Source organism: Kocuria sp. KKT182 (assembly GCF_055635395.1).
In genome coordinates this window covers 2,446,604-2,469,889 of record NZ_CM145757.1, presented here as the reverse complement: position 1 = coordinate 2,469,889, position 23,286 = coordinate 2,446,604, and the positions used below count along the sequence as shown (strand labels likewise).

Genomic DNA, 23,286 nt, shown 5'->3' with positions numbered 1-23,286 from the left:
CACCACTGGACATCCACTCTAGCCGCCGGGGCGGGATCTGTGACCGGTCCCACAGGAAACTCCCGGCATCCCGGGGCGGCCGCGGAGGGGCCGGCGACAGGGGCCGCCCCGATATCCTGGACCCATGCGATCCGCCGTGCTGTCCGTGTCCGCCGCCGTCCTCCTCCTCGTCTCCGGCTGCGCCGGCGGGGGCTCCGAGCAGGACGACCTGCTCCGGGCGCACGGGCTCGAGGGCGCGAGCACGCAGGAGGTCGTCGAGCAGCTGGACCGCACGCACGAGGACCGCGACGCCGGGCTCGCCGGCTCCGTGACCTACGACGAGGTGGTCCTCGACGACGGCACCGCCGAGACGGCCCTGCCCATGCCGGAGGACCGCTTCTACCTGGCGGTCGCCCCGTATGCCACCACGACCCACGAGTGCTTCTTCCACAGCCTCTCCGGGTGCCAGGGCGAGCTCGTGGGCGAGGACTTCGACGTGCGGATCACCGACGGCTCCGGGGCCGTGCTCGTGGACGAGAGCGTGACCAGCTACGAGAACGGGTTCGTGGGCTTCTGGCTGCCCAAGGACATCACCGGCACGCTCGAGATCAGCTCGGAGCGGGGCCGGGCGGTCCAGGAGTTCGAGACCTCCCCGGACAGCCCGACCTGCCTCACCACCCTCCAGCTGGCCTGAGCCCGGCGCGAAGGAAGGGTGACCGGATGAGCATCAGCATGGCCCTGACCTCCCAGGCGGTCCGGCTGCGGGCGCGCCTGCAGCCGTGGACCCCGGTGGAGCAGCTGCACGGGCGCCGGTACCCGGAGCCGGCCAGGATCCCCGCCGACCTGCGGCGCTCGCACGCCGTGGAGCGCACCGAGGTGGCCGGGCGCCCGCTGCTGCGCCTGACCCCGCGCGCCGGGGCGGACGGGTCCCACCTGATCTACCTGCACGGCGGGGCGTTCGTGAACCCGCTGCTGCCGGCGCACTGGTGGATCGTCCGCGAGCTCGTGAAGGACACCGGGACCACGGTCACGGTCCCGCTGTACCGGCTGGCCCCGGAGGGCCACATGGACGAGGGCTACGACTTCCTCGCCGCGGCCTGGGCGGACCTCGTGGCCCGGCCCGCCGCGGACCGGATCGTGGTGGCGGGGGACTCGGCCGGTGGGTGCCTGGCGATCGGGCTGGCCATGCGCCTGCGGGACGCCGGGCAGCGGATGCCCGACCACGTGGTGGGCTTCTCCCCGGCGGTGGACGTCTCCGCCACGCACCCGGCCGTGCGGGAGATCGATCCGCACGACCCCATGCTGAGCACCGACCGGGTGGTGCCCATGGCCGCGGCCTGGGCGCGGGACCGCGAGCTCACCGACCCGCTGGTCAGCCCGCTCTACGGGGACGTGGCCGGGCTGCCGCCGGTGCACGTGGTCCAGGGCGGCAAGGACATCCTGGCCGCCGACGTCCTGGCCTTCGCGCGGGACCTGGCGCGGGCAGGCAACCCGGGGAAGCTGATCTACGAGCCCGGCGCCTTCCACGTCTACGTGGGCGCCTGGTGGACGCCGGAGGCCCGGCGGGCGGTCCGGCACGTGCGCTCCCTGCTCGGGGAGCACGCCCCGGCGGCGGGGCGGGCCCAGGAATAGCTCGGCACCCCCGGCCGTTCCCTGATTGGTGATACATCAACCAAAAAGGGGAGCGGGCATGAAGGTCGTGGTCATCGGGGCGGGACAGGCCGGGCTGTCGGCGGCCCACCACCTGCGGCGCCGGGGACTGGTCCCCGAGGAGGACTTCGTGGTCCTCGACGCCAATCCCGGCCCCGGGGGAGCGTGGCGGCACCGCTGGCCCTCGCTCACCTTCGGCGGCGCCCACGGGATCCACGACCTGCCCGGGCTGCCCCTCGGGGTGCCGGACCCGGCCGAGCCGGCCTCCGCCGTCGTCGCGCGCTACTACGGCGAGTACGAGCGCCGCTTCGCGCTGCCGGTCCACCGTCCCGTCGCGGTGCGGCGGGTCGAGGCGGCGTCCGACGACGGGCTGCTCGAGGTGGTCACGGACACCGGCACCTGGCGGACGGAGCTGGTGATCAACGGCACCGGCACCTGGGACCGCCCCCACTGGCCGTACTACCCCGGGCGTGAGTCCTTCCGCGGGCGGCAGCTGCACACCCACGACTTCCGCTCGGCGGAGGACTTCCGCGGCCGGCACGTGGTGGTCGTGGGCGGCGGCACCTCGGCCGTGCAGTTCCTGCTCCAGCTCGCCGCGGCGGGCGCCACCACCACGTGGGTCACCCGCCGGCCCCCGCGCTTCACGGACCGGGAGTTCGACCCGGACTGGGGGCGGGACGTCGAGCGCCGGGTCGACGAGCGGACCCGCGCGGGCCTGCCGACGGCCAGCGTGGTCTCGGCCACCGGGCTGCCCCTGACCGCCCAGTACCGGGCCGGGATCGAGGCCGGGATCCTCGTCTCGGCCGGGCCGCTGGGGGCGGTGACGCCCGAGGGCGTCCGGCTCGCCGACGGCCGGGAGGTTCGGGCGGACGCGATCCTGTGGGCCACCGGCTTCCGGCCCGCCCTGGACCACCTGGCACCCCTGGGGCTGCGCGAACCCGGCGGCGGCATCCTGATGGACGGGGTGCGCGTGCTCCAGGATCCGCGGGTGCTGCTGGTCGGCTACGGCGCCTCGGCCTCGACCCTCGGCGCCACCCGCGCGGGGCGGGCGGCCGCCCGCGAGGCCGTGCGGCTGCTGTCCGCGGCTCCGGACGGGAAGCAGCGGCCCGCAGCACGTGTTGGCACTGTCAGCACCTGATCCGAGACCCTCGGGAGGGACCGCCATGGTCCGCATCGGCATCATCCTCGGCAGCACCCGGCCGAACCGCAACGGCGGGGACGTGGCCCGCTGGGTCCTCGCCCACGCCTCCGGGCGCGGCGACGCCCAGTTCGAGCTCCTCGACCTGCGGGAGCACCCCCTGCCGCACTTCGACGAGCCGGTGCCGCCCTCGGCCGGGAAGTACCAGAACGAGCACACCAGGCGGTGGGCGGCCACGATCGATCGCTTCGACGGCTTCGTGGTGGTCACCCCCGAGTACAACCACGGCGCGCCCGGGGTGCTGAAGAACGCCTTCGACTACCTCTACGCCGAGTGGAACAACAAGGCCGTGGGCTTCGTCTCCTACGGCACCGCCGGCGGCGTGCGCGCCGTGGAGCAGCTGCGGCAGGTGGCCGGGGAGCTGCAGCTGGCCGACGTGCGCCAGCAGGTGTCGCTGTCCCTGCGCACCGACTTCGAGCACTACCGCACCTTCGCCCCGGCCGAGCACCACCGGCGCTCGCTGGCCACGATGCTGGACCAGGTCGTGGCCTGGTCCACCGCCCTCGCGCCGCTGCGCGCCCCGGCGGAGGACGCCGGCTGAGCAGGGCGCCGTCGTAGTCTGGGGACACCGCGCCGATGCGGCGCACGCCATCCCGACGAAGGAGCACCCCGTGAGCGAGCAGCCCACCTCCAGCCCGGACCCCATCGAGGACGCCGCCTCCAACGACGACGCCGACATGACCACCGAGATGACCCCGATCCCGCACGAGCACGGGGACGCCAAGAACGAGGAGTCCGAGCAGCGGGACTGAGCCCGTTCCGCTGGGCTCAGGCGGCCGTTCCGAAGAGCGAGGCGCGAAGAGCGGACAGGGGCGGGGCGTGCTCGGCCAGCTCCTGGAGGTAGCCCAGGTCATCCAGGTCGCCCAGGGCGGCCGTGAGTTCCGCGCAGGTCAGCTGGGCGTCCTCGGCGACGACCTCGAGGGCGGGGGCCTCCGCGGCCGTGACGTGCTCGGCCAGGGCGTCGAGGACGACGACGGCGTCGACACTGACGTGCTCGTCGTGGATGGCCTCGACGAGCAGCCGCTCGGCGGCGTAGACGGGCGCGGCGAACATGTGGGGAACGGGGGACTGCATCGGTGACATCACTGCCGGAACACTACCCCCGGTTCATAAGAATTCTCTGAGACCGGACGGCGGGCCGGGGATCATCGGGAGATCCGCAGGTCCTCGTCGCGGCGCTCGCGGCGGGCCCGGCGTCGCGCGCGGATCCTGTGGCCGAGCAGCAGGAGGAGCACGGCGACGACGACCGGCGCGACCACCCACGGCTGCTCCAGCCACGCCCAGACGACCGCCATGCCCACGGTGCCGTAGATGACGCCCCAGATGAGGGTGCCCACGAGCATCGCGGGGATCCAGCGGCGCAGGGGCATGCCCGTGACGGCCGTGGTGAGGATGACGGCGGTCTGCAGACCCACGGTGAGGAAGCAGGCCGGGACGGCCAGGACGCCCCAGCGGTGCACGAACCGCTGGGCCCGCCGGTACACGGCGGTGTCCATGAGCTCGCGGACGCGGTCGGAGCGCCGGCTCCCGCCGGTGGCGGCGGCACGGCCCAGGGCGAAGATGGTGGTGGTCCGCACGACGGCCCCGGCCCAGAAGAACAGAATCGCGGCCCCGAGGGGGAGGGACTCCAGCCAGGCCTGCACCCGTTCAGTCTAGGGAGCGGGCCTGACAACCGCTGACGACAGGGTGTCACTCCGCGACGGGGTGTGCCCGCCCGGGTGGCGCGGATCCGGCCGGCAGAGGGTCTCCTCCGGTCCTGCCGTGCCGCCCGGGGGTACTCTCGCCGTACGGCCGGCCCGCTCCGGAGGCCGGAGCCCCGACCGAGGAGGACGCATGAGCGTGGAGATCGACGAGCGCGGGACCGTGACCGCCGACGGGCGCCCCGTGGACTACGCGACGGCCTACGCCTGGTGCGTCGACTCGCCCGAGACGATCACCGAGCTCGTCCACGACACGAAGGCGTTCGCCACGGTGATCGCCGCCGCCGAGCACGCCGGTCCCGAGGAGCAGGCCGAGGCCGTCCGGCAGGCCTTCGCCGCCGGGACGCCCCGGGAGCCCGGCGCCTCCTGGACCGAGGCGGCGTCGGCGGAGCCGATGACCGAGGAGCCGGCCGCCGAGGAGCCCACGACCGAGGAGCCGTTGACCCAGGAGCCGCCGCTTACCGGGGGGCCTGCCGCCGAGGAGCCGGCCGCGGGCTGAGGCCGCGGGATCAGCCCCGCACCAGGTTGACGGCCAGGGCGAGCATCACCACGCCGATCACCAGGTCCACCACCCGCCAGGTGCGCGGGCTGCTGAGCACCCCGGACAGCGCCCGGGCGCCGTAGCCCAGGGCGGAGAACCACACCACGCTGCCCACCACGGCGCCTCCGGCGAAGATCCACCGGGCGTCGGGTCCGTGCTGGTTGGCGAGGCTGCCCAGCAGCACCACGGTGTCGAGGTAGACGTGGGGGTTCAGGTAGGTCAGGGCCAGGGTGGTGGCGATGACCGATCCGCGGGAGCGCGGGGCCTCGGCGGTCAAGGAGGACGGCTTCAGGGCCGAGGCGAAGGACCGCACGGCCCACCACGTCAGGTAGGCGGCCCCGCCCCACCGCAGCACGTCCAGGGCCTCCGGGAACCGGGAGACCAGCGCCCCGATCCCGGCCGTGCCGCCGAGGATCAGCACCGCGTCGCTGACCGCGCACAGCGCCACCACCACGCCCACGTGCTCGCGGCGGATGCCCTGCCGCAGCACGAACGCGTTCTGCGCGCCGAGGGCGACGATCAGCGCCAGTCCGCTCATCAGCCCGGTACCCCAGATGCTCCACATGGCCTCGACGGTAGCCAGCTCCTGAGATACAGACAAACGAAAGAATTGATGGGTGCGTTAGTTTTGCTTCATGAACTTCGAGCATCTGCGCGCCCTGACCGCGATCGTCGACGAGGGCACCTTCGAGGCCGCCGCGGACGCCCTGGGGATCACCCCGTCGGCCGTCAGCCAGCGGATCAAGGCCCTGGAGGCCTCCGTGGGCCAGGTCGTGGTGCGCCGCGGCGCGCCCTGCACTCCCACCGAGGCCGGGGCCGTGCTGCTGCGCACCGCCCGCCAGGTGCAGGTGCTCGAGGCGGAGGCCCTGCACTCCCTCGGCCACGGGGTCTCCTCCCGGACGGTGACCCCGGTGGCCGTCAACGCCGACTCCCTGGCCACCTGGTTCGTGCCCGTCCTGCAGGAGGCCGCCGGCTGGTCGGACACCACCCTGGACCTGCACGTGGAGGACCAGGACCACAGCAGCCGACTCCTGCGCCAGGGGGACGTCATCGGCGCCGTCACCGGCGACCCCGCCCCCGTGAGCGGGTGCCGGCTCGAGCGGCTGGGCTTCATGCGCTACGTCCCGGTCGCCACCCCCGCCCTGCGCCGGCGGTTCACCACCGAGGCCGGCGTCGACTGGGCGGACATGCCGGTGCTCCGGTTCAACGCCAAGGACGACCTGCAGCTGCGCGCACTGCGCGCCCGCGGCGTCGACCGGTCCCCGCCCACCCACACCGTCCCGTCCGCCGAGGGCTTCCTCGCCGCCGTCCGGGCGGGTCTGGGCTGGGGCATGCTCCCGGAGCTGCAGCTGGGCACGGACCTCTCCGACGGGTCCCTGGAGCTGCTCGAGGACCACGCGCACCACGACGTCGCCCTCTACTGGCAGAGCTGGGCCCTGGACTCCGAGCGGCTGCACCGCATCACCGAGTGCGTCCGCCGGGTCGCCCGGGAGCACCTGCGTGCCACGGAGCAGGACGGGCCTGGGGCCGGCCCGCCGGCGTAGGGGCCACAGTCGGTCAGTGCGCTCGTGGTGCGGGGGAGGGGGTCGGTGCTCGACCGCCTGTTGAGCAGACGGCCCGCGGACTAGTGTGAGGTGCGTCTCGTTGCAGCCTGCCCAGGAGTCCTGATGTCCTCTCGAGAACTTCCCGTGTCGCGTCGTACGGTGCTCGGCGGTCTCGCCGCCGCCGGTGCTGTTCCGCTGCTCGCCCCGGCCCCCGTGGCTGCGGCGGCGGCCGGCACGCCGTTGCGTTCCGATGCACGGACCAAGATCGTCCTCCTGGGCACCAGTGGTGGCCCGGGCTGGGGCACCACCGAGCCCCCGCGCACGGGCATCGCCAGCGCGCTGGTCGTCGGTGACCGCTACTACCTCGTCGACACCGGCGAGGGCGTCGGATTCCGGCTCATGGACGCCGAGCTCGGGAACTGGCAGGCCAGGGCCGCGCTGAGCGATCTGCGCGCGATCTTCCTCACCCACCTGCACTCGGACCACATCAACGACCTGTCGAACATCCTCAGCCTGGGCGCCTACAACGGTCTGGTGGCCGCGGACCGCCCTGTCCCGGTGTGGGGCCCCGGCAACCGCGGGATCCTGCCGCCGAAGACCGGCACCCATCCGATGCCGCCCATCACCGCCCCCGACAACCCCACCCCGGGCACCGCGGAGATGGTCGGGCTGCTCGTGCGTGCCTTCGCCACGGACTTCAACGATCGCGCCATCGACGGCGGCATGCCCGCTCCGCAGGACATGTTCGCCGGTCACGACATCCCGCTGCCGGAGCGTCTCGTCGACGACCCGAACGGCGATCCGCACCCGCGGATGAAGCCGGTGGTCTTCTACGAGGACGACCGGGTGAAGGTCTCCGCGACCCTGGTCCAGCATGCTCCGGTCTTCCCCTCCTTCGCCTTCCGCTTCGACACCGAGGACGGCAGCGTCGTCTTCTCCGGCGACACCGGACCCAGCGAGAACCTCGTCCGGATGGCACGGGGCGCCGATGTGCTGGTGCACGAGGTGATCGCCACCGAATGGGCGGCCCAGCGCTATCCGGAACCTCGCAGCCCCGAGGACGAGGCGGCTTTCCAGCACCTCATCAAGTCCCACACCCCTGTCGAAGAGGTGGGCGCCATCGCGGAGAAGGCCGGCGTTCCGACGCTCGTGCTCAACCACTTCGTGCCGGGCAGCTGGCCGCTCGAGAAGTGGCAGGCGGCGCAGCAGGGGTACAGCGGTCGGCTGATCGTCGGGGCCGACCTGGACGAGATCGGTCTCCAGCCGCCTCCCACGCATTCCTGAAGGCGCTCCTGGTACTCCCGGACCGGTCTTTTCGTGCTGCGCCCCGGCCTCGACCTCCTCGGTCCCGCCGGGTCGTACGCCCGTTGACCCGGGAACCTGCTCCGGGAGATCAGCGTTCCATGAGGGCGAAGACTCCCCAGCCGAGGTGCTCACGCGTGGAGCGCGCGTAGCGGGCGGGCTCCGTGGTGAGTTCTTCGCGTACCTCGGTGGCCAGATCGTCGTCCGGGTTCTGGTCGAGCCAGCGGCGCAGGTTGAGCCACTGGGCGGCGGCGTAGCGGTCCCAGCTGTCCTGGTCGGCCAGCACCATCTCCACGACGTCGTATCCGAGCGCCTGGAACTGCTCGATCAGTTCCGGGAGGAGCAGGAAGTCGGCGATGCCGGTGGCGTGGCATGCCTGGGCGGTCTCCTCGTCCGGAGGGAGCCGCCGCCAGTAGGGCTCGCCGATCAGCATCAGTCCTCCGGGGCGGAGGCTGCGGTCGAGCAGCTCGGCGGTTCCGGCGACGCCGTTGCCGATCCACGTGGCGCCGATACAGGCGGCGAGGTCGACCGGCTGGTCCGCGACATGGCCGGCGGCGTCACCGTGGACGAACTCGACCCGGTCCGCGACGCCGAGTTCGACGGCGCGGGCCCGGGCCTGCTCGGTGAAGACCGTGCTGATGTCCACCCCGGTGCCCGTGAAACCCAGGTCACGCGCCCAGGTGCACAGCATCTCGCCCGAACCGCTGGCCAGGTCGAGCATCCGTGTCCCGGGGGCGAGGTGGAGCGCCTCGCCCAGGGCCGCGAGCTTGCCCGCGGTCAGCGGGTTGTGGATCCGGTGGGTGCTCTCGCGGATGGTGAAGATGCGGGGGAGGTCCATCACCAGATTCTTCTCCGTCCTGCCGTGCGATGGGAAGATCCGGGGGATCGCCGCGCCACCCGGTGCCAACTGATCCTGCCCCAACGCCCTTCCGCTTCATACATGGCCGGTTTCGGGACACTGACCCACGGGAGTTCTCGCGCCTGGTTTCTCAACTGCTCCGATCAGTTGTCCAGTAGCCGCTTGGTGTGAAGTGCGGCGATGACCGTCGCGGCGTCCTGCGGACTGGCCGGATCGTATCCGGTGAGCTTCGCGAAGCGGGCAAGCCGGTTCAGCACCGTGTTCCGGTGGCAATACAGCTCTCCAGCAACGTCGGACACCGACCCCGAACGGAGATACGCCTGGACCGTTTCGATCAGCCGCTCCTTTTCATGCGCCGAGATGGTGGTGAGGGGCCCGAGTACCGAGTTCGCCAGAACCGTTCCGTACTCTCCCAGCCGGGTGGCCGCCACATGTCCCCATGTGTGCCCCACGGTCCGCTGGCCTGGTGTCTCGGGCGTGATTGCCGGCAGCGACTCCAACGCGATCCGGAGCATGAGAGGCACCTCGGCCAAGGACTGCGCGCGGGGTGCCACGAAACAGTCGAGTGGGGCGAGCCAGGGGCGCCCCTCTGCTGGCTCCTGTCCGGGCCGGGCCGGAGTGTCCTCGAGAATGAGAATCAGCGCGCCGTCGCGCTCGTGCAGAAATTGGTCGGCGCCGGCGCGATGAACCCCGGTCCTGAAGGATTTCTGCGCGTGTTCAGCCGCGACGGCGACGACGAAGCTGCTCTCCGGATTCACGCCCAGCGCACGGGCGGCCTGGCCCAGCAACTGCGAGTCCTTGCCATCCGAGTTCAGAAGCCGTGACAGGAGGAATGCGCGCTGCGCTTCCTTCTCCTGGGCCATGGTGGCCAGCTCATCGAGATAGCCCGCGTGCACTCGGATGGTGTGGAACTCCACTGCTTCCCACACCCGGACCGCGTCCTCGGTGAATTTCGGCAGGGACGCAACGGGGACCTTCTTCAGCATCGCGGTCCACAGGATGCGGAAGTCCATGCGCACCGCGCGCAGCAGGGACTCGAGCGGAATTCCCTGTTGTGCGCGGCGGTGGCCCAGAGCCTCAGACATCCCTGCCAGCCGGTCGGGTATCGGGAGATCCCCCACTAGCCGCAGCAGCAACTCCATCGAGGCCACCGCGGTCTCCTGCAGGTCCTGGGCTACTACGGCGGAGCTCGAGTAACCCTCGATCTGCTCGACTTCCAGCAGGAAGTCCTGCGCGATCTGGTCGATGTCGGCCAGGCAGCCGGCCACTACATCCGCCACGACCGACCGGGAGTCCGGCCCCTCGGCAGGGTCTCCCGCGTACACCGCTTCCTCATTGGGCATTTGCCCATTCTAGGGCCATAGTGCGCTGTCTTCATCCATTGTCTGGAGTCGTGATCCGGGCCACGATGGGAAGGGATACGCCTATCTGGTCATCAAACTGTGGAAGAGATCCCTGGAGGATCATGCTGGATCTAAAACTTGTCAATGCCCGTATCTTCACGATGATCGACGGGGCTCCCGTGGCGCACGCCCTGGGCGTGCTGCACGGACGAATCATCGGTCTTGATGAGGACGTCCTCCAGCTCCCCGCACGGCGCACATTCGATTGCGAGGGCGCCGTCGTGGTCCCCGGTTTTGGCGATTCACACAATCACATGGCCTGGTTCGGACAATCTCTCGCCGAGCTGGACCTGTCCGGCTGCCGGACGTTGGACGAGCTGTACGACGCTGTCACCGGATTCGCGTCCGGCCTCGCTGAAGACGCGTGGGTGGTGGGGTCTGGCTATGACGACACGGTCATGGGTGGACATCCGCACCGGAGCGATCTCGACCGGTGCTCGAATGGCCGTCCGGTCTGGCTCAAGCATCGGTCGGGACACATGTGCACCGTCAACACCGAGGCGCTCGAACGCACGGGCGTGCTGGACGGTTCGGCGCCCACCCCCGAAGGCGGCACCGTGGTCCGAGATTCCGAAGGGCCAACGGGTCTGCTCGAGGAACAGGCCCAGAAGCTGGTCACCGCGCTGATGGTGCCCTACCCGGTGGCGGACCTGGTCGAGGCGATCGGAGCGGCCAGCTCGGTCTATGCCTCGGAGGGTTTGACGCATGTGGTGGAGGCGGGCATCGGTGCGGGGTGGATCGGACGCAGCGCCGTGGAACTTGCCGCCTACGTGGAAGCCCGGCGCCAGGGTCTGCTGAGAACTCGGGTCCAGCTGATGGCCTCCAGTGATGCCCTGCACCCGCTGCATTGCCATGCCGCGGACCGGAGGACCTTCGGCTTGGACCTCGGTATCGCATCAGGATTCGGTGACGATCGTGTCCGGCTCGGCGCCATGAAGATCTTCATCGACGGTTCCCTGATCGGTCGCACGGCTGCCGTGACGGAGCCGTTCTGCGACCACGACCACGGCACCGGCAGTTTTCAGCTCTCCATCGAGGAACTGACCCAACGAATCGTGGACGCGCACTGCTCGGGCTGGAACATCGCAGCACACGCGATCGGGGACTCCGCCGTCGATGTCGCCCTGGACGCCTTCGCGGCTGCCCAACAGGAGCTGCCAAGATCTGAGGCACGACACCGCATCGAGCACGCCGGCATGGTGCGGCCGGACCAGCTGCACCGGTTCGCCTCCTTGGGGGTCACCCCGGTTCCGCAACCGCACTTCCTGTACGAGGTGGGTGACACGATGGCCGACGCTGTCGGCGCGGAGCGGGAACCGTGGGTGTACCGTCACCGGTCCTTCCTCGATCTCGGGGTGCGAGTACCTGGCAGCTCGGACCGGCCGGTGGCAGCCGGGGCGCCGTTGCTGGGCATGCAGTCCATGGTGCTGCGCCGCACCTCCTGTGGAGCAACGATGAGTCCCCAGGAACGCGTTGACGCCGAAACGGCCCTGCGTGCCTATACGGTCGACGCGGCGTGGGCCGCAGGAGAAGAAGACCAGCGGGGAACCCTGGAACGCGGAAAGCTCGCCGATCTGGTCTTCCTCTCGGCGCATCCGGCAGAAGTGCCACCCGAAGACATCAGCCGAATCACTGTGCTGGCCACCTTGCTCGACGGCGTCTGCATTTTTGGGCAGGACTATGTCGATGAACTGCAGACGACTGACCACACCGCCCAAACCCCGTCCCACATCGAAGGATCGAGAGACTGAACATGGAATCACATGAGACAACGCCGGAAGTGGACACGGCGGTGCCCGTTGTCAGCGGAGCCGATGCCGGGAAGATCGCCCGCGCGGCCTTCGTCGGCACGGCTCTTGAGTGGTACGACTATTTCCTTTTCGGCACTGCTGCCGCCATCGTGTTCAACCGACTGTTCTTCACAACACTCGATCCGACGGCCGCGACGCTGGCAGCGTTCGCCACGTTCGGTGTCGGCTTCGCTGCCCGACCGCTCGGCGCCGTCCTGTTCGGGTACATCGGTGACCGAGTAGGCCGTCGACCAGCGCTGCTGATTACCATCGTGTCGATCGGCGTGGCTACCGGACTGATCGGCCTGTTGCCCGACTTCGGCAGCATCGGCCTCGCCGCACCCATCATGCTGGCAGTCCTGCGTCTGGTGCAGGGTCTTGCGGTGGGCGGTGAATGGGGCGGTGCCATGACCATCGCGGTGGAGCACGCCCCGCTCGAGAAGCGCGGTCGGTATGCGGCGCTGGTGCAGGTCGGTTCGCCGGTCGGCACCCTGATGTCCTCCGGCGCCTTCGCCCTGGTGCTGCTCCTGCCCTCTGACGCTTTTGATTCGTGGGGTTGGCGCCTGCCGTTCCTGGCGGCCTTCCCGCTGCTGCTCATCGCGCTGTACATCCGGTTGCAGGTCGAGGAATCACCGATCTTCCGTGAACTGGTCAAGCTGGAGGAGCGCGCCAAGATCCCGGCAGTCGACGTTTTCCGCCAAGCCTGGGGCCGGTTGATCGTTGCCATCATGGCCGCCTTTCTGGGCGTCGGTGGCTTTTACATCATGACCACCTTCGTCATCAGCTACGGTACTGAAACGCTCGGCATGGACCGTGGACTCATGGTCAACGCCACCCTGATCGCCGCTGTCGTCCAGATCGGCGTCATCGTGCTCGTGGGCCGTGTCAGCGAACGGATGGGGCCCGGGCGCATGACCGTGTTCGGCGGCATCGCCACCGCGGTGGCCGCGTTCCCGCTTTTCTGGCTGATCGACTCCCGCAGTCCGGCGGCCATCATCCTGGCGGTAACTGTCGGTATCGCCCTGCTCTCCTTGGCCTACGCGGTCACGGGCGGTCTGTTGACCGAACTGTTCCCACCGCATCTGCGGTACAGCGGTGTCGCGCTCGGCTACAACCTGGCCGGTGCGCTGAGCGGATTCCTGCCTCTGATCGCCGTGGCCCTGCTGGGATTCTCCGGAGGTGCCTCCTGGGCCCCAGCCCTGCTGCTGATTGCCGTGTCCCTGATCACTGCTGCCGGTGGATTCTTCGGCGAACGTCTTCGCGTCAAGGACAAGTCGATCGTTCGATAAGGAGGAACCATGCTGGATCCCGATACAGCGCGCCGGATCACCGACGCGGTAGACGCTGCTTTCGACCGGCAGCTCCAGTTCACAGCGGAGCTGGTTCGCCACCCCTCGTTGAGGGCCGCTGAGGCCAGCGCCCAGGACCTCATGGCCGCCCAGTTCCGGGAACGCGGCCTCGCCGTGGATCGGTGGACGCTCGACGGCGAAGCCCTGAGTGCGCATGTGGGATACGGCCCCACCACTGTTGCCTTCGAGGACCTCACCAACGTTGTGGGCACCTACACCGCCTCGGAGCAGCGGGGACGTTCACTCATCCTCAATGGGCACATCGATGTCGTCCCCACCGGACCTGAGGAGACCTGGGAGCACCACCCCTGGGATGCCGTGGTCGAGGACGGGTGGATGTACGGGCGAGGGGTTGGCGACATGAAGGCCGGCCTGGCCGCGAATCTCTTCGCCTTCGACGCTGTCCTGGCTGCCGGATTCACGCCGGCGGCGACCATCCACCTCCAGTCGGTCGTGGAGGAGGAGTGCACTGGCAACGGATCACTGGCCGCGCTGCAGCGCGGCTACACCGCAGATGCCGTCGTCATCCCCGAACCTGAGGAGAACATGCTGGTGCGGGCGAACGTCGGAGTGATCTGGTTCCGGGTCCGTGTGTCCGGCAAACCCACCCACGTGCGGGAGATGGCCTCGGGGTTCAACGCCATCGACGCGGCCTACACGGTCATGGGCGCACTGCGGGAATTGGAGACGAAGTGGAACTCCGACCGAGGCAACCACCGGTACTTCGAAGACGTTGATCGTCCGATCAACCTCAACATCGGCATGATCTCCGGCGGCGACTGGCCCTCGAGCGTGCCCTCCTGGTGCGAGTTCGACGTGCGCGTGGCACTTTATCCCGGCATCTCAGCCGCTGACGCATGGGAAGAGATCCAGGAGTGCCTCCGGACCACGGATTCCGGGGCTGCAGTATCCGCGGAGCGGACGGGGTTCTTCTCCGAGGGCTATGTCCTGGAAGAGGGCTCGGACGCCGAGGCGGTTCTGGCGGCTGCGCATGAGAAAACCTTCGGGTCGGCGCTGCAGAGCTTCACCACCCCGGGATACCTGGACGGCCGGGTCTTCGCCTTGTACGCCGGGATACCGGCGCTGGTCTACGGGCCAGTGTCCGAGTCGATCCACGGTTTCGATGAGCGCGTGCACCTCGAGTCCGTGCGCAAGGTGACGAAGACTATCGCTCTGTTCATCGCCGACTGGTGCGGCGTGACCGAGCCGGCGTAGCAACGCCGGAAACGCGGAAGGCGCTCTGCCGTTGGCCGGGCGCCTTCCGCGTTGTCGCGACTATCGGGGGTCGAGTTCCCCGAGGCAGAGGTTTCGGACAACGTCGGTGAGCACGTGCAGCCCGGTGACGGCGTCCCGGTCGGTGGTGTACTCGTGCTCGTTGTGCGAGATGCCCTCCACCGACGGAACGAACAGCATCACTGTGGGAACGATGTCCTTCAGATTGGTGGAGTCGTGTCCGGCCAACGTCTTGACCCGCGTGTACGTGAGGCCTCGGTTGGCGGCGGTCTTCTCTGCCAGCTCCACACCTTCGGACTGGTAGGGAGTGACCGGCCAGCAGTGGGACCCCGTCCTGCTGATCCCGACCCGGGCCGCGTGCTCGATCCGTTCGATGCGCTCATGCAACAGCTGATCTGCCTCGGCGAGGAGCTGCTCGTCGGCGGACCTCAGGTCCAGGAGCAGAGTGACCAGCGAGGGCACGACCACGGGCGAGTTGGGATAGACGTCGAGCTGGCCGACCGAAGTGTGAACGGCTCCGTCAGGGAAGTGATCCGCGATCTCCCGGGCGGCGACGACGAGCATCGACGCGCCGAGCAGCGCATCGCGCCGGTCAGCGATGACTGTCGACCCCGTGTGCGACTGCTCACCGCGGACCTCGAACTCGTACTTGTTGGCCGCCCAGTTGGAGTCGATGACTCCGATGGCGATGCCGTCGCGTTCCAGGCTGCGGCCCTGCTCGATGTGGATCTCCGCGGCGTAGACGGCGGTCGGTCCGTCGCCCTGCCCCAGAGCATTGGTGGCCTCCAACGACTCTCGGACGGTGATGCCCGCCGGATCTGTGGTGGCCAGAACGTCCTCGGGCCGCATCTTTCCGGTGTAGACGGAGCTGCCCATCATCGACGGCTTGAAGCGAGCGCCTTCCTCGTTGAACCAGTTCACGACCGCCAGGTTGTAGCGGGGAGCCGTCCCATCGGCCCGCCACTCCGCTGCGAGGCGGAATGCAGCGTGGGCGGCGGCGAGGACGCCGTACGCGCCGTCATATCGTCCAGCTGTCGGTTGGGAATCGAGGTGGGAGCCCACCAGCACATAAGGCGCACCAGGGTGCAGTTCCAGCATGCCGAACTGGTTCCCGACCTGGTCGAACTGGACGTCGAAGCCCTTGTCCTGCAGTGTCCGAGTCAGCCAGGCACGCTGCTCGCCGTCTGCGGGGGACCCGGCCTGCCGGTCCACTCCGCCGCCGGGTGTAGCACCGAAGGTGCACAGGGTGGCGAAGTCCTCCAGGAAGGCGGCGTCGGGTCCGGTGAACTGGGTGGGATCGGGTTCGGGCACGGCACCGTTGAGCATGACTGTCCGTCCTTGCGCTGGATTGATGGTTTCCACAATCGTCGCAGGACAGCGGGGTGCAGGCACTAGTTCCCAACAACCAGTTCAGCCGGTGTCATTGTGCACTTGTACAGTGAGCCCCGACGACCACGAAGGCGGTGGGGAAGGCCACGAGAGCGGACCGTCAGTCGTGGCTGAGCCAGCAGGTGTCAGGCCCTGTGGGCCTCGTCGCCACCTCGTCCCGGCCGCGAATGTGCTCCGGGATGCCCTGGTGCCGCGGCGTCCACCGTCACTCGCAGGCCAGGCCCTCGGCCCCGCCCCGGTCCAGCTCCGGGCGGTAGCCGGGCTGGTCCGAGCGTAGGGGCGCCGCACCCGCGGCGCGGACCGCGGCGCAGTCGGCGTAGTGGACCTCCTCCGCCGGTGACGGCCCCGCGGCGGTGTTCCCGGCCGGCGGGACATCGGTGGGCACGTCCTGGTCCGGGCACCCGGCCAGCACGTCCGCCATGGCGTCCCGCTCGGGAGCCGTCACGAACAGCTCGTAGCGGGCTTTGACCGCGATCTGGGTGGCCACGTACTCGCACCGGAAGGACTCGTTCGGCGGCAGCCACCCGGCGGCGTCGGAGGCGGACTTCGCCCCGTTGGTCGGCCCGTCCACGGCCCGCAGGTTGAGCGGGTCGTTGGCGAGGGCCGTGCGCTCGTCCTGGGTGAGCCGGTCGGCCCCGGAGATCCACGCGTTCTTCAGCGCCACCACGTGGTCGATCTGCACGTCGGCGGAGGTCAGCGGTCCGCGGACGAACTCGATCGTCCGCCCGGTGTAGGGGTCCTCGAGGGTCCCGGAGAGGACCCTGCACCCGTCGTCGTGGAGGACGTCACCGGTGAGGTCCCGGGCCAGGATGTCGTTGCGGGCGTCGCAGCCGTTGCCGTCGGGATCGGCCCAGTCCCCGAACTGGGCGAGCCGGTCGTAGTCCTCCCCGCTGCCGGCGTTCCCGACGGGCAGGGCCGCGAGCGCCCGCGCGGCGGGGGAGGTGGTCTCCACGGCCTGCGGCGTGCAGCCGGTCAGGACGCCCAGGGCGACCGCGAGCGGGACGAGCACCGTCCGCCGGGCACGGGTCTGCGGTGGCTCGAATCTGCGCACGGTGTTCCCTCCGCTCCGGCCGGTGGTGTCGGGACCCCTATTCTCGCAGGTCAGCCGTTCGGGGTAGATTGCGGCACCGGAGGAAGGCAGACATGAGACGGTGCTTCGCCGCGGCCCGCGTGCTGATGGGCCTGGCCCTGGTCGTGGCCGTGGCCGGGCGGCTGCAGGCGTACCTGGGGTTCTGGATCGAGCGCGGGGACCGGGCCATCGCGGTCGACGTCGCCAACTTCTTCAGCTACTTCACCATCCAGACGTCGCTGTTCCACGCCGTGGTGTTCGGGTTCGGCGCGTGGTACCTGCTCGCACGGCGGGGCGCCGACCCGCCGTGGTTCGGGGCCCTGCGCGCCGCGGCCACGACGTACACCGTCACCACCGGAGTGGTCTACAACGCGCTGCTGCGCGCTCTGCCGCAGGAGGCGGCCCTGGAGCAGCCGTGGGCCAACGAGGTGCTGCACACGATCGTCCCGGTCTACGCGCTGCTGGACTGGCTGCTCGCGCCGGGGCGGAGCCCGGTCCGGTGGCGGACGGTCGGCGGGATCGTGGTGTATCCGGTGCTGTGGGCCGTCTACACCCTGGTGCGGGCGCCGTTCGTGCTGGCCGAGGGCACCGGCAACCCCTGGTGGTACCCCTATCCGTTCCTGGACCCGCACGGGTCCGCCGGCGGCTACGGGTCCGTGGCGGTCTGGATCGCGGTGCTCGCGGTGGCGATCACGGCGACGGCCTCGGTCCTCGTCGGGTTCTCCCGGCTCCGCACCAGGGCTCCCGCCGACGACGACGGGGCCGAGCGCCGCCGGTGACGGGCCGGGCCGCGCAGGGACCGCCCGGGCGCTGTCCGGGTCAGAGCCGCGGCACGCACGGCCCGGCGCCCAGCTTGGCCAGGCCGGCCCGGTCCCCGGCCGAGAGCACCGTGGCCCCGCCCGCCGGGTGCATCATCTGGGTGGGGTCGTCGACGTGGGCGAGCCCCACCACGTGCGCCAGCTCGTGGATGATGGTCGCGCGGACGTGGGCCGCCCCGTCCGGGTGCTCCAGCACCGGCGCCAGGCCCGGGGCGTCGAGGGCGACCTGACCGGTGACGTAGGCGAACGGCCCCCCGGGCGCCTGCCGGGCCGTGCTGCCGCCGAGGCCCACCACGTTGCCGGCCAGCCCGGGCACCTCGGTCTCGTCGGACCACGCGATGAGCACGGGCGCCCACTGCCGGCCGTACCGGTCCGGCTGATAGGGCGTGCGCTGCTCGGCGGGCGCCTCCGTCGTCGTCCCCACGGGGACGAACCGCAGACCGGTGGCCGCGGAGATCTCGGCGACCGCCTCCTCGACGAGCTGCCGGCCGCCCGGCGGGGCGCCGTCCGGGCGCACGACGTAGTGCACCGGACGGCACGGGTCGTAGGCGACCATCGGCTGGGCGGGGTCCGGGGAGTCCATGAAGCGGTGGCCGCCGACGTCCTCGACCGCCGGGGGCGCCCCCCGCGGCGCCGGTGCGGCCCCGACCCCGGGCGGGGGCGCCGACGCGTTCGGCAGGTAGGGGCGGATGACCGGCAGCGCGTAGTCCTGGAAGAGCCCGGGCGTGAACCAGAGCATCAGCAGCACCACGACGCCCACGGCCGGGGTCCCCCGCCACGCCGGGCTGCGCCTGCGCGGCGCCCTCGCCCAGCGGCGGGCGGATGCCCTGGCCGCCCGGGCGGCGCGCCGGTCCCGCCGCCGGCGCGCGCCCGGGCCCAGCAAGGCCTCGCGCTGCTGCTCCAGCGCCTCCTCGAGCACCCACTGCGGCGTCCGTCCGCTCGGGGACCGCGGGAGGCGCGCGGCGGCGGCGTGCTCGTCGCGGGTCCGGGGCGACGCTCCCCGCTGCGGCGTGGCGCCACCGGGCTGGTGCATGGTTCCTGGCTTCTGTGCTGGATCAGGCCGTCACGCGGCCCACACTGAAGTGTACGAAAGCAAACACGGCGGGGGATCCCGCACCGGCCCGTGACGGGCAATCGCCTGTCCACACTCCTGCCTACACTGGCCCGACGCAGCCCCGACCCGAAGGAGCACCGCAGTGGAGACCACCCCGCACCAGAACGTCACCTTCCCCTCGGCCGGGGGCCGGGCCCACGGCTACCTGGCGCTGCCGGACGCCGGCCGCGGTCCCGGCGTGCTCGTGATCCAGGAGTGGTGGGGGCTCACCGACCACATCCGGGACGTCGCGGACCGGCTCGCCGCCGAGGGCTTCGTGGCCCTGGCCCCCGACCTCTACGGCGGGTCCATCACCCACGAGGGCGAGGAGGCCGCCGAGATGATGTCCCGGCTGCCCGAGGAGGAGGGCGTGCGGCTGCTCGCCGGCTCCGTCGACTTCCTGCTCGGCCACGAGGTCGTCACCAGCTCCACGGCGGGGGCGATCGGCTTCTGCATGGGCGGCGGGTTCGTCCTGGCACTCGCCACGGACCAGGGCGAGCGGATCGGCGCCGCGGTGCCGTTCTACGGCGTCGGCCAGGGCGTGCCGGACGCCTGCCACGGGGTGCGCGCGGCGGTGCAGGGCCACTACGGCCGCGAGGACTCGTCCTACCCGGTCGAGAAGGCGCAGGCGCTCGAGGAGCAGCTCCGCCGCGAGTCCTCCGCCCCCGTGGTCGAGTTCCACTACTACGACGCCCCGCACGCCTTCCACAACGACCGGAACCGGGCGAACCACCGCCCCGACGCCGCGGCCGCGGCCTGGGAGCGCGCGGTCGCCTTCCTGCGCGAGCACGTCCGGTAGTCGATGGCGAGGGCTGTCCCCCGACCCGCCCACAGGGGGAAACGTCCTGCTGCGCGGGTTGTTACCAGGATGTAGGAAACGGTGGCGCCCGGCGTCGGGTGTGGTGGAACTGGGGCTTTGCGGAGGCAAATGCGTGGCCGAGCGGTGGAACGGCGCTCCGTAGTTTTGGAGTCAACAACCCACCGCAGCGCACCACCGAACGAAGGGCTCCTCCCATGACCGCCACCGCCGTCGCCACCGTCTCCCGCCCCCGCCGCTACCGCGTCCTCGTCCCCCTCGCCGGCCTCGCCGCCGCCGCCGCGCTCGCCGTGGGCTCCGGGGCGGACTTCACCTCCAACTCGGTGAACTCCGCCAACGCCTTCAGCACCGGCTCGCTGACCCAGACGAACTCCAAGGCCAACAGTGCGGTGTTCAACCTCGACAACATGAAGCCCGGCGACACCCTCAACGGCTCGGTCACCATCACCAACTCCGGCTCCCTCGGCGCCGGCTTCAAGCTCACGGAGACCGCGACCAACGGGTTCACCACGAAGTCCAACCTCCGGCTCACGATCACCGAGTCCGGCTCCACCGCGCCGGTGTGGACCGGTACCTTCGGCGAGCTCACCGCCGCCGGCCCGCTGGTGCTGGGCGATTGGGCCCCGGGCCAGGCCAAGACGTTCGTCTTCAGCGTCACCCTCGACTCGAAGGCCGACAACACCGAGCAGGGCAAGACCGCCACGGCTACCTACAGCTGGGACGCGGTGCAGTCCGCGGGCACCACCACCGACCAGTGACCCGTCCGGCGGGGCCGGCCCTGACGGGCGGGCCCCGCCGTCCCTGCTCGACACGACCGCGGGCGTGCGCCCGCAGCAGGAGGACACCGTGCGTGCTGTGCGGATCGCGGCCCGGACCGCCTCCCGGGTGCTGCTGAACCTGGCGGCGCTCGTGGTGCTGGCCCTGGCCCTGGCCATGCTCGTGCCCGGTGCGCTGGGCTACGAGCGCTACGTCATCACCGGCGCGTCGATGTCCGGGACCTTCGAGAAGGGCACCCTGGCCATCGAGAGCGCGGTGCCGGTGGCGGACCTGGCCGTCGGCGACGTCATCACCTACCTGCCCCCGCCGGACTCCGGGCTCACCGAACTGGTCACCCACCGCATCCTCACCGTCGAGGAGTCCGAGAGCGGGCCCGTGTTCCGGACCCAGGGCGACGCCAACGCCGACGCCGACCCGTGGACCTTCCAGCTGCCCGGGCCCACCCAGGCCCGTCTGGACCACGCCGTCCCCCACCTCGGCTGGGCGTTCATCGCCCTGTCCGACCCGCAGGTCCGGCAGTTCGTCATCGGCGTGCCGGCCGGGCTCATCGCCCTCCGCTGCGCGATCGAGGTCGTGCAGGTCCTGCGCCGTCCCCGGCCCCGAACCGCGACCCCCCAGCCGTCTGCCGCCACGGCGCGGAAGCGCCTCGACGGCCCGCCGAGACGCCCTGTCCCGGGCCGGAGGACCGCCGCCGCGGTCTGACCCGCGGCGGCACGGCATGCCGCACGCCGTGCCGCGGAGGTGTTGCCGAACTGTGGAACTGCGAGCGGCCTCTGTTCCCCGGCTGTTGCCACCGGCTCTCTAGCGTGGGAACCGACCACCCGGTCCTCGCCCACACCGACCTCGACCCACGCCCCGGGAGCCACTGATCGCCATGACCGCACGAACCGCTGCGACCGCCGTTCTCGTCGTCGTGCTCGGTCTGCTCCTGGGCCTCAGCAGCACCGCCGAGTTCTCCTCCGCGTCCTTCACGAGCCGCTCGGACAACCCGCAGGGCACCGTCCGGGCCGCCGCGGACTGGACCCCGCCCACCACGTCCCTCACCCCTCCGGGCGCAATCCTGGCGGGCTCGGTCGTCCTCACCGCGTCCGCCGCAGACGCCGAGACCGGGATCGACACCGTCGCGGTCCAGTACCGCTCGGCCTCCGGAGGCGAGTGGCGCACAGTGTGCACCACCGCCTCGGCCCCCTATCGCTGCACGTGGAGCACCCCCGGTGTCGTGGACGGCTCCTACGCGCTGCGCTCCGTGACGACCGACCGGGCCGGGTACTCGGCGGTCTCCGCCGTGGCGACCACCGTGGTGGACAACACCGGGCCCGTCGTGACGATGATCGATCCTGGCGCGCTCCTCGGCGGCACCCGGACCTTCGAGGCCACCGCGGCCGACCCCGGCACCGGTGTGCAGGCGGTGGTCCTCCAGTACGCCCCGAGCGGCTCGAGCACCTACCGGGACCTGTGCACCGCGACCGCCGCCCCCTACTCCTGCCGCTACGACACCCGGCAGCTGCCCGACGGCCGCTACGACCTCCGGGCGGTCGCGACCGACCGCGCCGGCAACGCCACCACCTCCGCGGTGGTCGCGAACCGGGAGGTCGAGAACCCGGTCAGCACCGTCACCCTGGCCGCCCCGAGGACCTACCTGTCCGGCGGCACCACGCTGAGCGCCACCGCTGCCTCCACCGCGGGGGTGCAGGCGGTCCGCTTCCAGTACGCCCCCGCCGGTACGACCACCTGGAGCACGGTGTGCACCGACACCACCGCGCCGTACAGCTGCGCCTGGACCACGACCGGTGTGGCAGACGGCGCCTACGACCTCCGCACGGTCCTGGTGGACGGCAAGGGGCGGGAGACCGCCTCGGCGTCCGTTCCCGAACGGCACGTGCTCAACACCGTGGTCCGCGGCGTGGACGTCCAGGCAGCTAACGGGGGCAGGGCCGGCACGATGGACGCCGGGGACACGATCACCTACACCTACAGCCACCTCGTGGACCTGAACACGATCAGCACCGGGTGGGACGGCAGCGCACTGGCGACCGCGCTGAACATGCAGAGCGGCTGGTTCGCCGACAGCAGCATCACCGTGGCCGGCTCCGCCCGGGCCGATTCCGTGGGCTCCGTGAACCTGGGCGCCGACTACCTCTCGGTCTCGACGAGCGCCCGGTTCGACGCCACCATGACGGCGGAGGCGGTCGTCGTCGACGGCCGTCCGCGCACGGTGATCACCGTGACACTGGGCCAGAGGACGGGCGGCGGCACGCCGAGTACGAACAGCACGCCGACGATGGCCTGGACGCCCAGCACCGCCGTCAAGGACCTCGCCGGCAAGGCCGTGTCGTCGGCAGCGGTCAACGAGACCGGCGCCGCGGACGGGGACTTCTGATGCGCCGTCCGCGCGCCCGCCGGGCCACCGCCGTGGCCGCGGTGCTGCTCGCCGCAGTCCTCGCCGTCCAGGCCGTGCTCATCCGGGACGAGGCCGCCTACCTGAGCGTGCTGCTCTTCGCCGGTGCCGCACTGGGCGTCGTGGGCGCCGTGCGCTTCCGGCTCCGCGGCTGCTTCGCGGCCCGCTTCACCCTGGTGCTCGTGGCGGCGCTCGTGCTCTTCGGGGAGGGCCTGCTGGCGGCGCTCGGTCTGCCCGGGCTCGGTCACGCGGGCGCACGGACCGGCCTCACGGTGACGGGAACAGCGGCGATGGCGGGCGCCGTCGTCGTCCTGGTGGGCCTGCGGCCGAAACATGACGCGGGACACCGGACAGTCCCATGAGAATGGATATGCTTT

The 23,286-nt window shown here is 71.1% G+C and carries 25 protein-coding genes; 17 read left to right on the top strand and 8 right to left on the bottom strand.

Annotated features, from left to right (window positions below; genetic code table 11):
- Nucleotides 1–124 precede the first annotated feature (124 nt).
- From ACZ2G1_RS11590 to ACZ2G1_RS11570, 5 genes are all read left to right on the top strand, one after another.
- On the top strand, nt 125–673 hold the full coding sequence (locus ACZ2G1_RS11590) for a CueP family metal-binding protein (protein WP_109269063.1): 549 nt from the start codon (nt 125–127) through the stop codon (nt 671–673).
- A gap of 26 nt (nt 674–699) precedes the next feature.
- A complete protein-coding gene (locus ACZ2G1_RS11585; RefSeq protein WP_470376832.1) occupies nt 700–1,611 on the top strand; it encodes an alpha/beta hydrolase in 912 nt (303 codons plus the stop codon).
- 58 nt (nt 1,612–1,669) lie between these two features.
- Nucleotides 1,670–2,767 carry an FAD-dependent oxidoreductase gene (locus ACZ2G1_RS11580; protein ID WP_470376831.1) on the top strand — a complete coding sequence of 366 codons (1,098 nt, stop codon included), beginning with the start codon at nt 1,670–1,672 and terminating at the stop codon, nt 2,765–2,767.
- A gap of 25 nt (nt 2,768–2,792) precedes the next feature.
- Nucleotides 2,793–3,368, top strand: coding sequence for an NADPH-dependent FMN reductase (locus tag ACZ2G1_RS11575; protein ID WP_035924477.1), 576 nt, complete (start codon nt 2,793–2,795; stop codon nt 3,366–3,368).
- A 70-nt stretch (nt 3,369–3,438) separates the two neighbouring features.
- Nucleotides 3,439–3,579, top strand: a complete 141-nt coding sequence (locus ACZ2G1_RS11570; RefSeq protein ID WP_017834987.1) for a hypothetical protein — start codon at nt 3,439–3,441, stop codon at nt 3,577–3,579.
- A 16-nt stretch (nt 3,580–3,595) separates the two neighbouring features.
- Here ACZ2G1_RS11570 and ACZ2G1_RS11565 read toward each other — a convergent pair whose 3' ends face one another.
- Together ACZ2G1_RS11565 and ACZ2G1_RS11560 are read right to left on the bottom strand one after the other, a co-directional pair.
- Nucleotides 3,596–3,913, bottom strand: a complete 318-nt coding sequence (locus ACZ2G1_RS11565; protein WP_146202072.1) for a hypothetical protein — start codon at nt 3,911–3,913, stop codon at nt 3,596–3,598.
- Nucleotides 3,914–3,972: 59 nt separating this feature from the next.
- Complete coding sequence (locus tag ACZ2G1_RS11560) at nt 3,973–4,470, bottom strand: DedA family protein (protein ID WP_272026463.1); 498 nt, start codon at nt 4,468–4,470, stop codon at nt 3,973–3,975.
- A 190-nt stretch (nt 4,471–4,660) separates the two neighbouring features.
- Between ACZ2G1_RS11560 and ACZ2G1_RS11555 the strand changes: the two genes are divergently transcribed.
- Nucleotides 4,661–5,026: a hypothetical protein gene (locus tag ACZ2G1_RS11555; RefSeq protein WP_272026464.1), complete on the top strand. Its 366-nt coding sequence runs from the start codon at nt 4,661–4,663 to the stop codon at nt 5,024–5,026.
- A gap of 10 nt (nt 5,027–5,036) precedes the next feature.
- Here ACZ2G1_RS11555 and ACZ2G1_RS11550 read toward each other — a convergent pair whose 3' ends face one another.
- The gene (locus ACZ2G1_RS11550; RefSeq protein WP_272026465.1) at nt 5,037–5,633 is read right to left on the bottom strand and encodes a LysE/ArgO family amino acid transporter; all 597 of its coding nucleotides are present in this window, start codon (nt 5,631–5,633) and stop codon (nt 5,037–5,039) included.
- Nucleotides 5,634–5,703: 70 nt separating this feature from the next.
- Between ACZ2G1_RS11550 and ACZ2G1_RS11545 the strand changes: the two genes are divergently transcribed.
- The gene (locus tag ACZ2G1_RS11545) at nt 5,704–6,612 is read left to right on the top strand and encodes a LysR family transcriptional regulator ArgP (protein ID WP_272026467.1); all 909 of its coding nucleotides are present in this window, start codon (nt 5,704–5,706) and stop codon (nt 6,610–6,612) included.
- A gap of 144 nt (nt 6,613–6,756) precedes the next feature.
- The gene (locus ACZ2G1_RS11540) at nt 6,757–7,896 is read left to right on the top strand and encodes an MBL fold metallo-hydrolase (protein ID WP_470376830.1); all 1,140 of its coding nucleotides are present in this window, start codon (nt 6,757–6,759) and stop codon (nt 7,894–7,896) included.
- A 109-nt stretch (nt 7,897–8,005) separates the two neighbouring features.
- Here ACZ2G1_RS11540 and ACZ2G1_RS11535 read toward each other — a convergent pair whose 3' ends face one another.
- Nucleotides 8,006–8,752, bottom strand: coding sequence for an SAM-dependent methyltransferase (locus ACZ2G1_RS11535; RefSeq protein WP_035924503.1), 747 nt, complete (start codon nt 8,750–8,752; stop codon nt 8,006–8,008).
- Between the two features lie 164 nt (nt 8,753–8,916).
- On the bottom strand, nt 8,917–10,116 hold the full coding sequence (locus tag ACZ2G1_RS11530; protein ID WP_081994233.1) for a PucR family transcriptional regulator: 1,200 nt from the start codon (nt 10,114–10,116) through the stop codon (nt 8,917–8,919).
- Between the two features lie 122 nt (nt 10,117–10,238).
- On the opposite strand from ACZ2G1_RS11530, the gene ACZ2G1_RS11525 reads away from it, so the two are divergent.
- From ACZ2G1_RS11525 to ACZ2G1_RS11515, 3 genes are read left to right on the top strand one after another with little or no spacing between them, the layout of a single operon-like run.
- Entirely contained in the window at nt 10,239–11,927 is a 1,689-nt protein-coding gene (locus ACZ2G1_RS11525; protein WP_035924506.1) for an amidohydrolase, read from the top strand.
- Between the two features lie 2 nt (nt 11,928–11,929).
- Complete coding sequence (locus ACZ2G1_RS11520) at nt 11,930–13,255, top strand: MFS transporter (protein WP_035924508.1); 1,326 nt, start codon at nt 11,930–11,932, stop codon at nt 13,253–13,255.
- A 9-nt stretch (nt 13,256–13,264) separates the two neighbouring features.
- Nucleotides 13,265–14,530: an ArgE/DapE family deacylase gene (locus tag ACZ2G1_RS11515; protein ID WP_035924511.1), complete on the top strand. Its 1,266-nt coding sequence runs from the start codon at nt 13,265–13,267 to the stop codon at nt 14,528–14,530.
- A 60-nt stretch (nt 14,531–14,590) separates the two neighbouring features.
- Here the strand turns inward: ACZ2G1_RS11515 and ACZ2G1_RS11510 are convergent, their stop codons facing one another.
- Entirely contained in the window at nt 14,591–15,874 is a 1,284-nt protein-coding gene (locus ACZ2G1_RS11510) for a M20 family metallo-hydrolase (protein WP_470376829.1), read from the bottom strand.
- Nucleotides 15,875–16,142: 268 nt separating this feature from the next.
- Nucleotides 16,143–16,988, bottom strand: coding sequence for a GmrSD restriction endonuclease domain-containing protein (locus tag ACZ2G1_RS11505; protein WP_470376828.1), 846 nt, complete (start codon nt 16,986–16,988; stop codon nt 16,143–16,145).
- 92 nt (nt 16,989–17,080) lie between these two features.
- Between ACZ2G1_RS11505 and ACZ2G1_RS11500 the strand changes: the two genes are divergently transcribed.
- Nucleotides 17,081–17,785, top strand: a complete 705-nt coding sequence (locus ACZ2G1_RS11500; RefSeq protein WP_470376827.1) for a Pr6Pr family membrane protein — start codon at nt 17,081–17,083, stop codon at nt 17,783–17,785.
- A gap of 40 nt (nt 17,786–17,825) precedes the next feature.
- Here ACZ2G1_RS11500 and ACZ2G1_RS11495 read toward each other — a convergent pair whose 3' ends face one another.
- A complete protein-coding gene (locus tag ACZ2G1_RS11495; protein ID WP_470376826.1) occupies nt 17,826–18,857 on the bottom strand; it encodes a zinc metalloprotease in 1,032 nt (343 codons plus the stop codon).
- 163 nt (nt 18,858–19,020) lie between these two features.
- Between ACZ2G1_RS11495 and ACZ2G1_RS11490 the strand changes: the two genes are divergently transcribed.
- The 5 genes from ACZ2G1_RS11490 to ACZ2G1_RS11470 all read left to right on the top strand — a co-directional run bounded on the left by ACZ2G1_RS11490 (nt 19,021) and on the right by ACZ2G1_RS11470 (nt 23,271).
- The gene (locus ACZ2G1_RS11490) at nt 19,021–19,716 is read left to right on the top strand and encodes a dienelactone hydrolase family protein (protein WP_470376825.1); all 696 of its coding nucleotides are present in this window, start codon (nt 19,021–19,023) and stop codon (nt 19,714–19,716) included.
- 215 nt (nt 19,717–19,931) lie between these two features.
- Nucleotides 19,932–20,492: a TasA family protein gene (locus ACZ2G1_RS11485; protein WP_109269076.1), complete on the top strand. Its 561-nt coding sequence runs from the start codon at nt 19,932–19,934 to the stop codon at nt 20,490–20,492.
- Nucleotides 20,493–20,580: 88 nt separating this feature from the next.
- The gene (locus ACZ2G1_RS11480; protein ID WP_232035210.1) at nt 20,581–21,213 is read left to right on the top strand and encodes a signal peptidase I; all 633 of its coding nucleotides are present in this window, start codon (nt 20,581–20,583) and stop codon (nt 21,211–21,213) included.
- A gap of 172 nt (nt 21,214–21,385) precedes the next feature.
- Nucleotides 21,386–22,891 carry an Ig-like domain-containing protein gene (locus ACZ2G1_RS11475; protein WP_470376824.1) on the top strand — a complete coding sequence of 502 codons (1,506 nt, stop codon included), beginning with the start codon at nt 21,386–21,388 and terminating at the stop codon, nt 22,889–22,891.
- On the top strand, nt 22,891–23,271 hold the full coding sequence (locus tag ACZ2G1_RS11470; protein ID WP_035924531.1) for a hypothetical protein: 381 nt from the start codon (nt 22,891–22,893) through the stop codon (nt 23,269–23,271). The genes ACZ2G1_RS11475 and ACZ2G1_RS11470 overlap by 1 nt, the downstream gene beginning before the upstream one ends.
- Nucleotides 23,272–23,286: the final 15 nt, after the last annotated feature.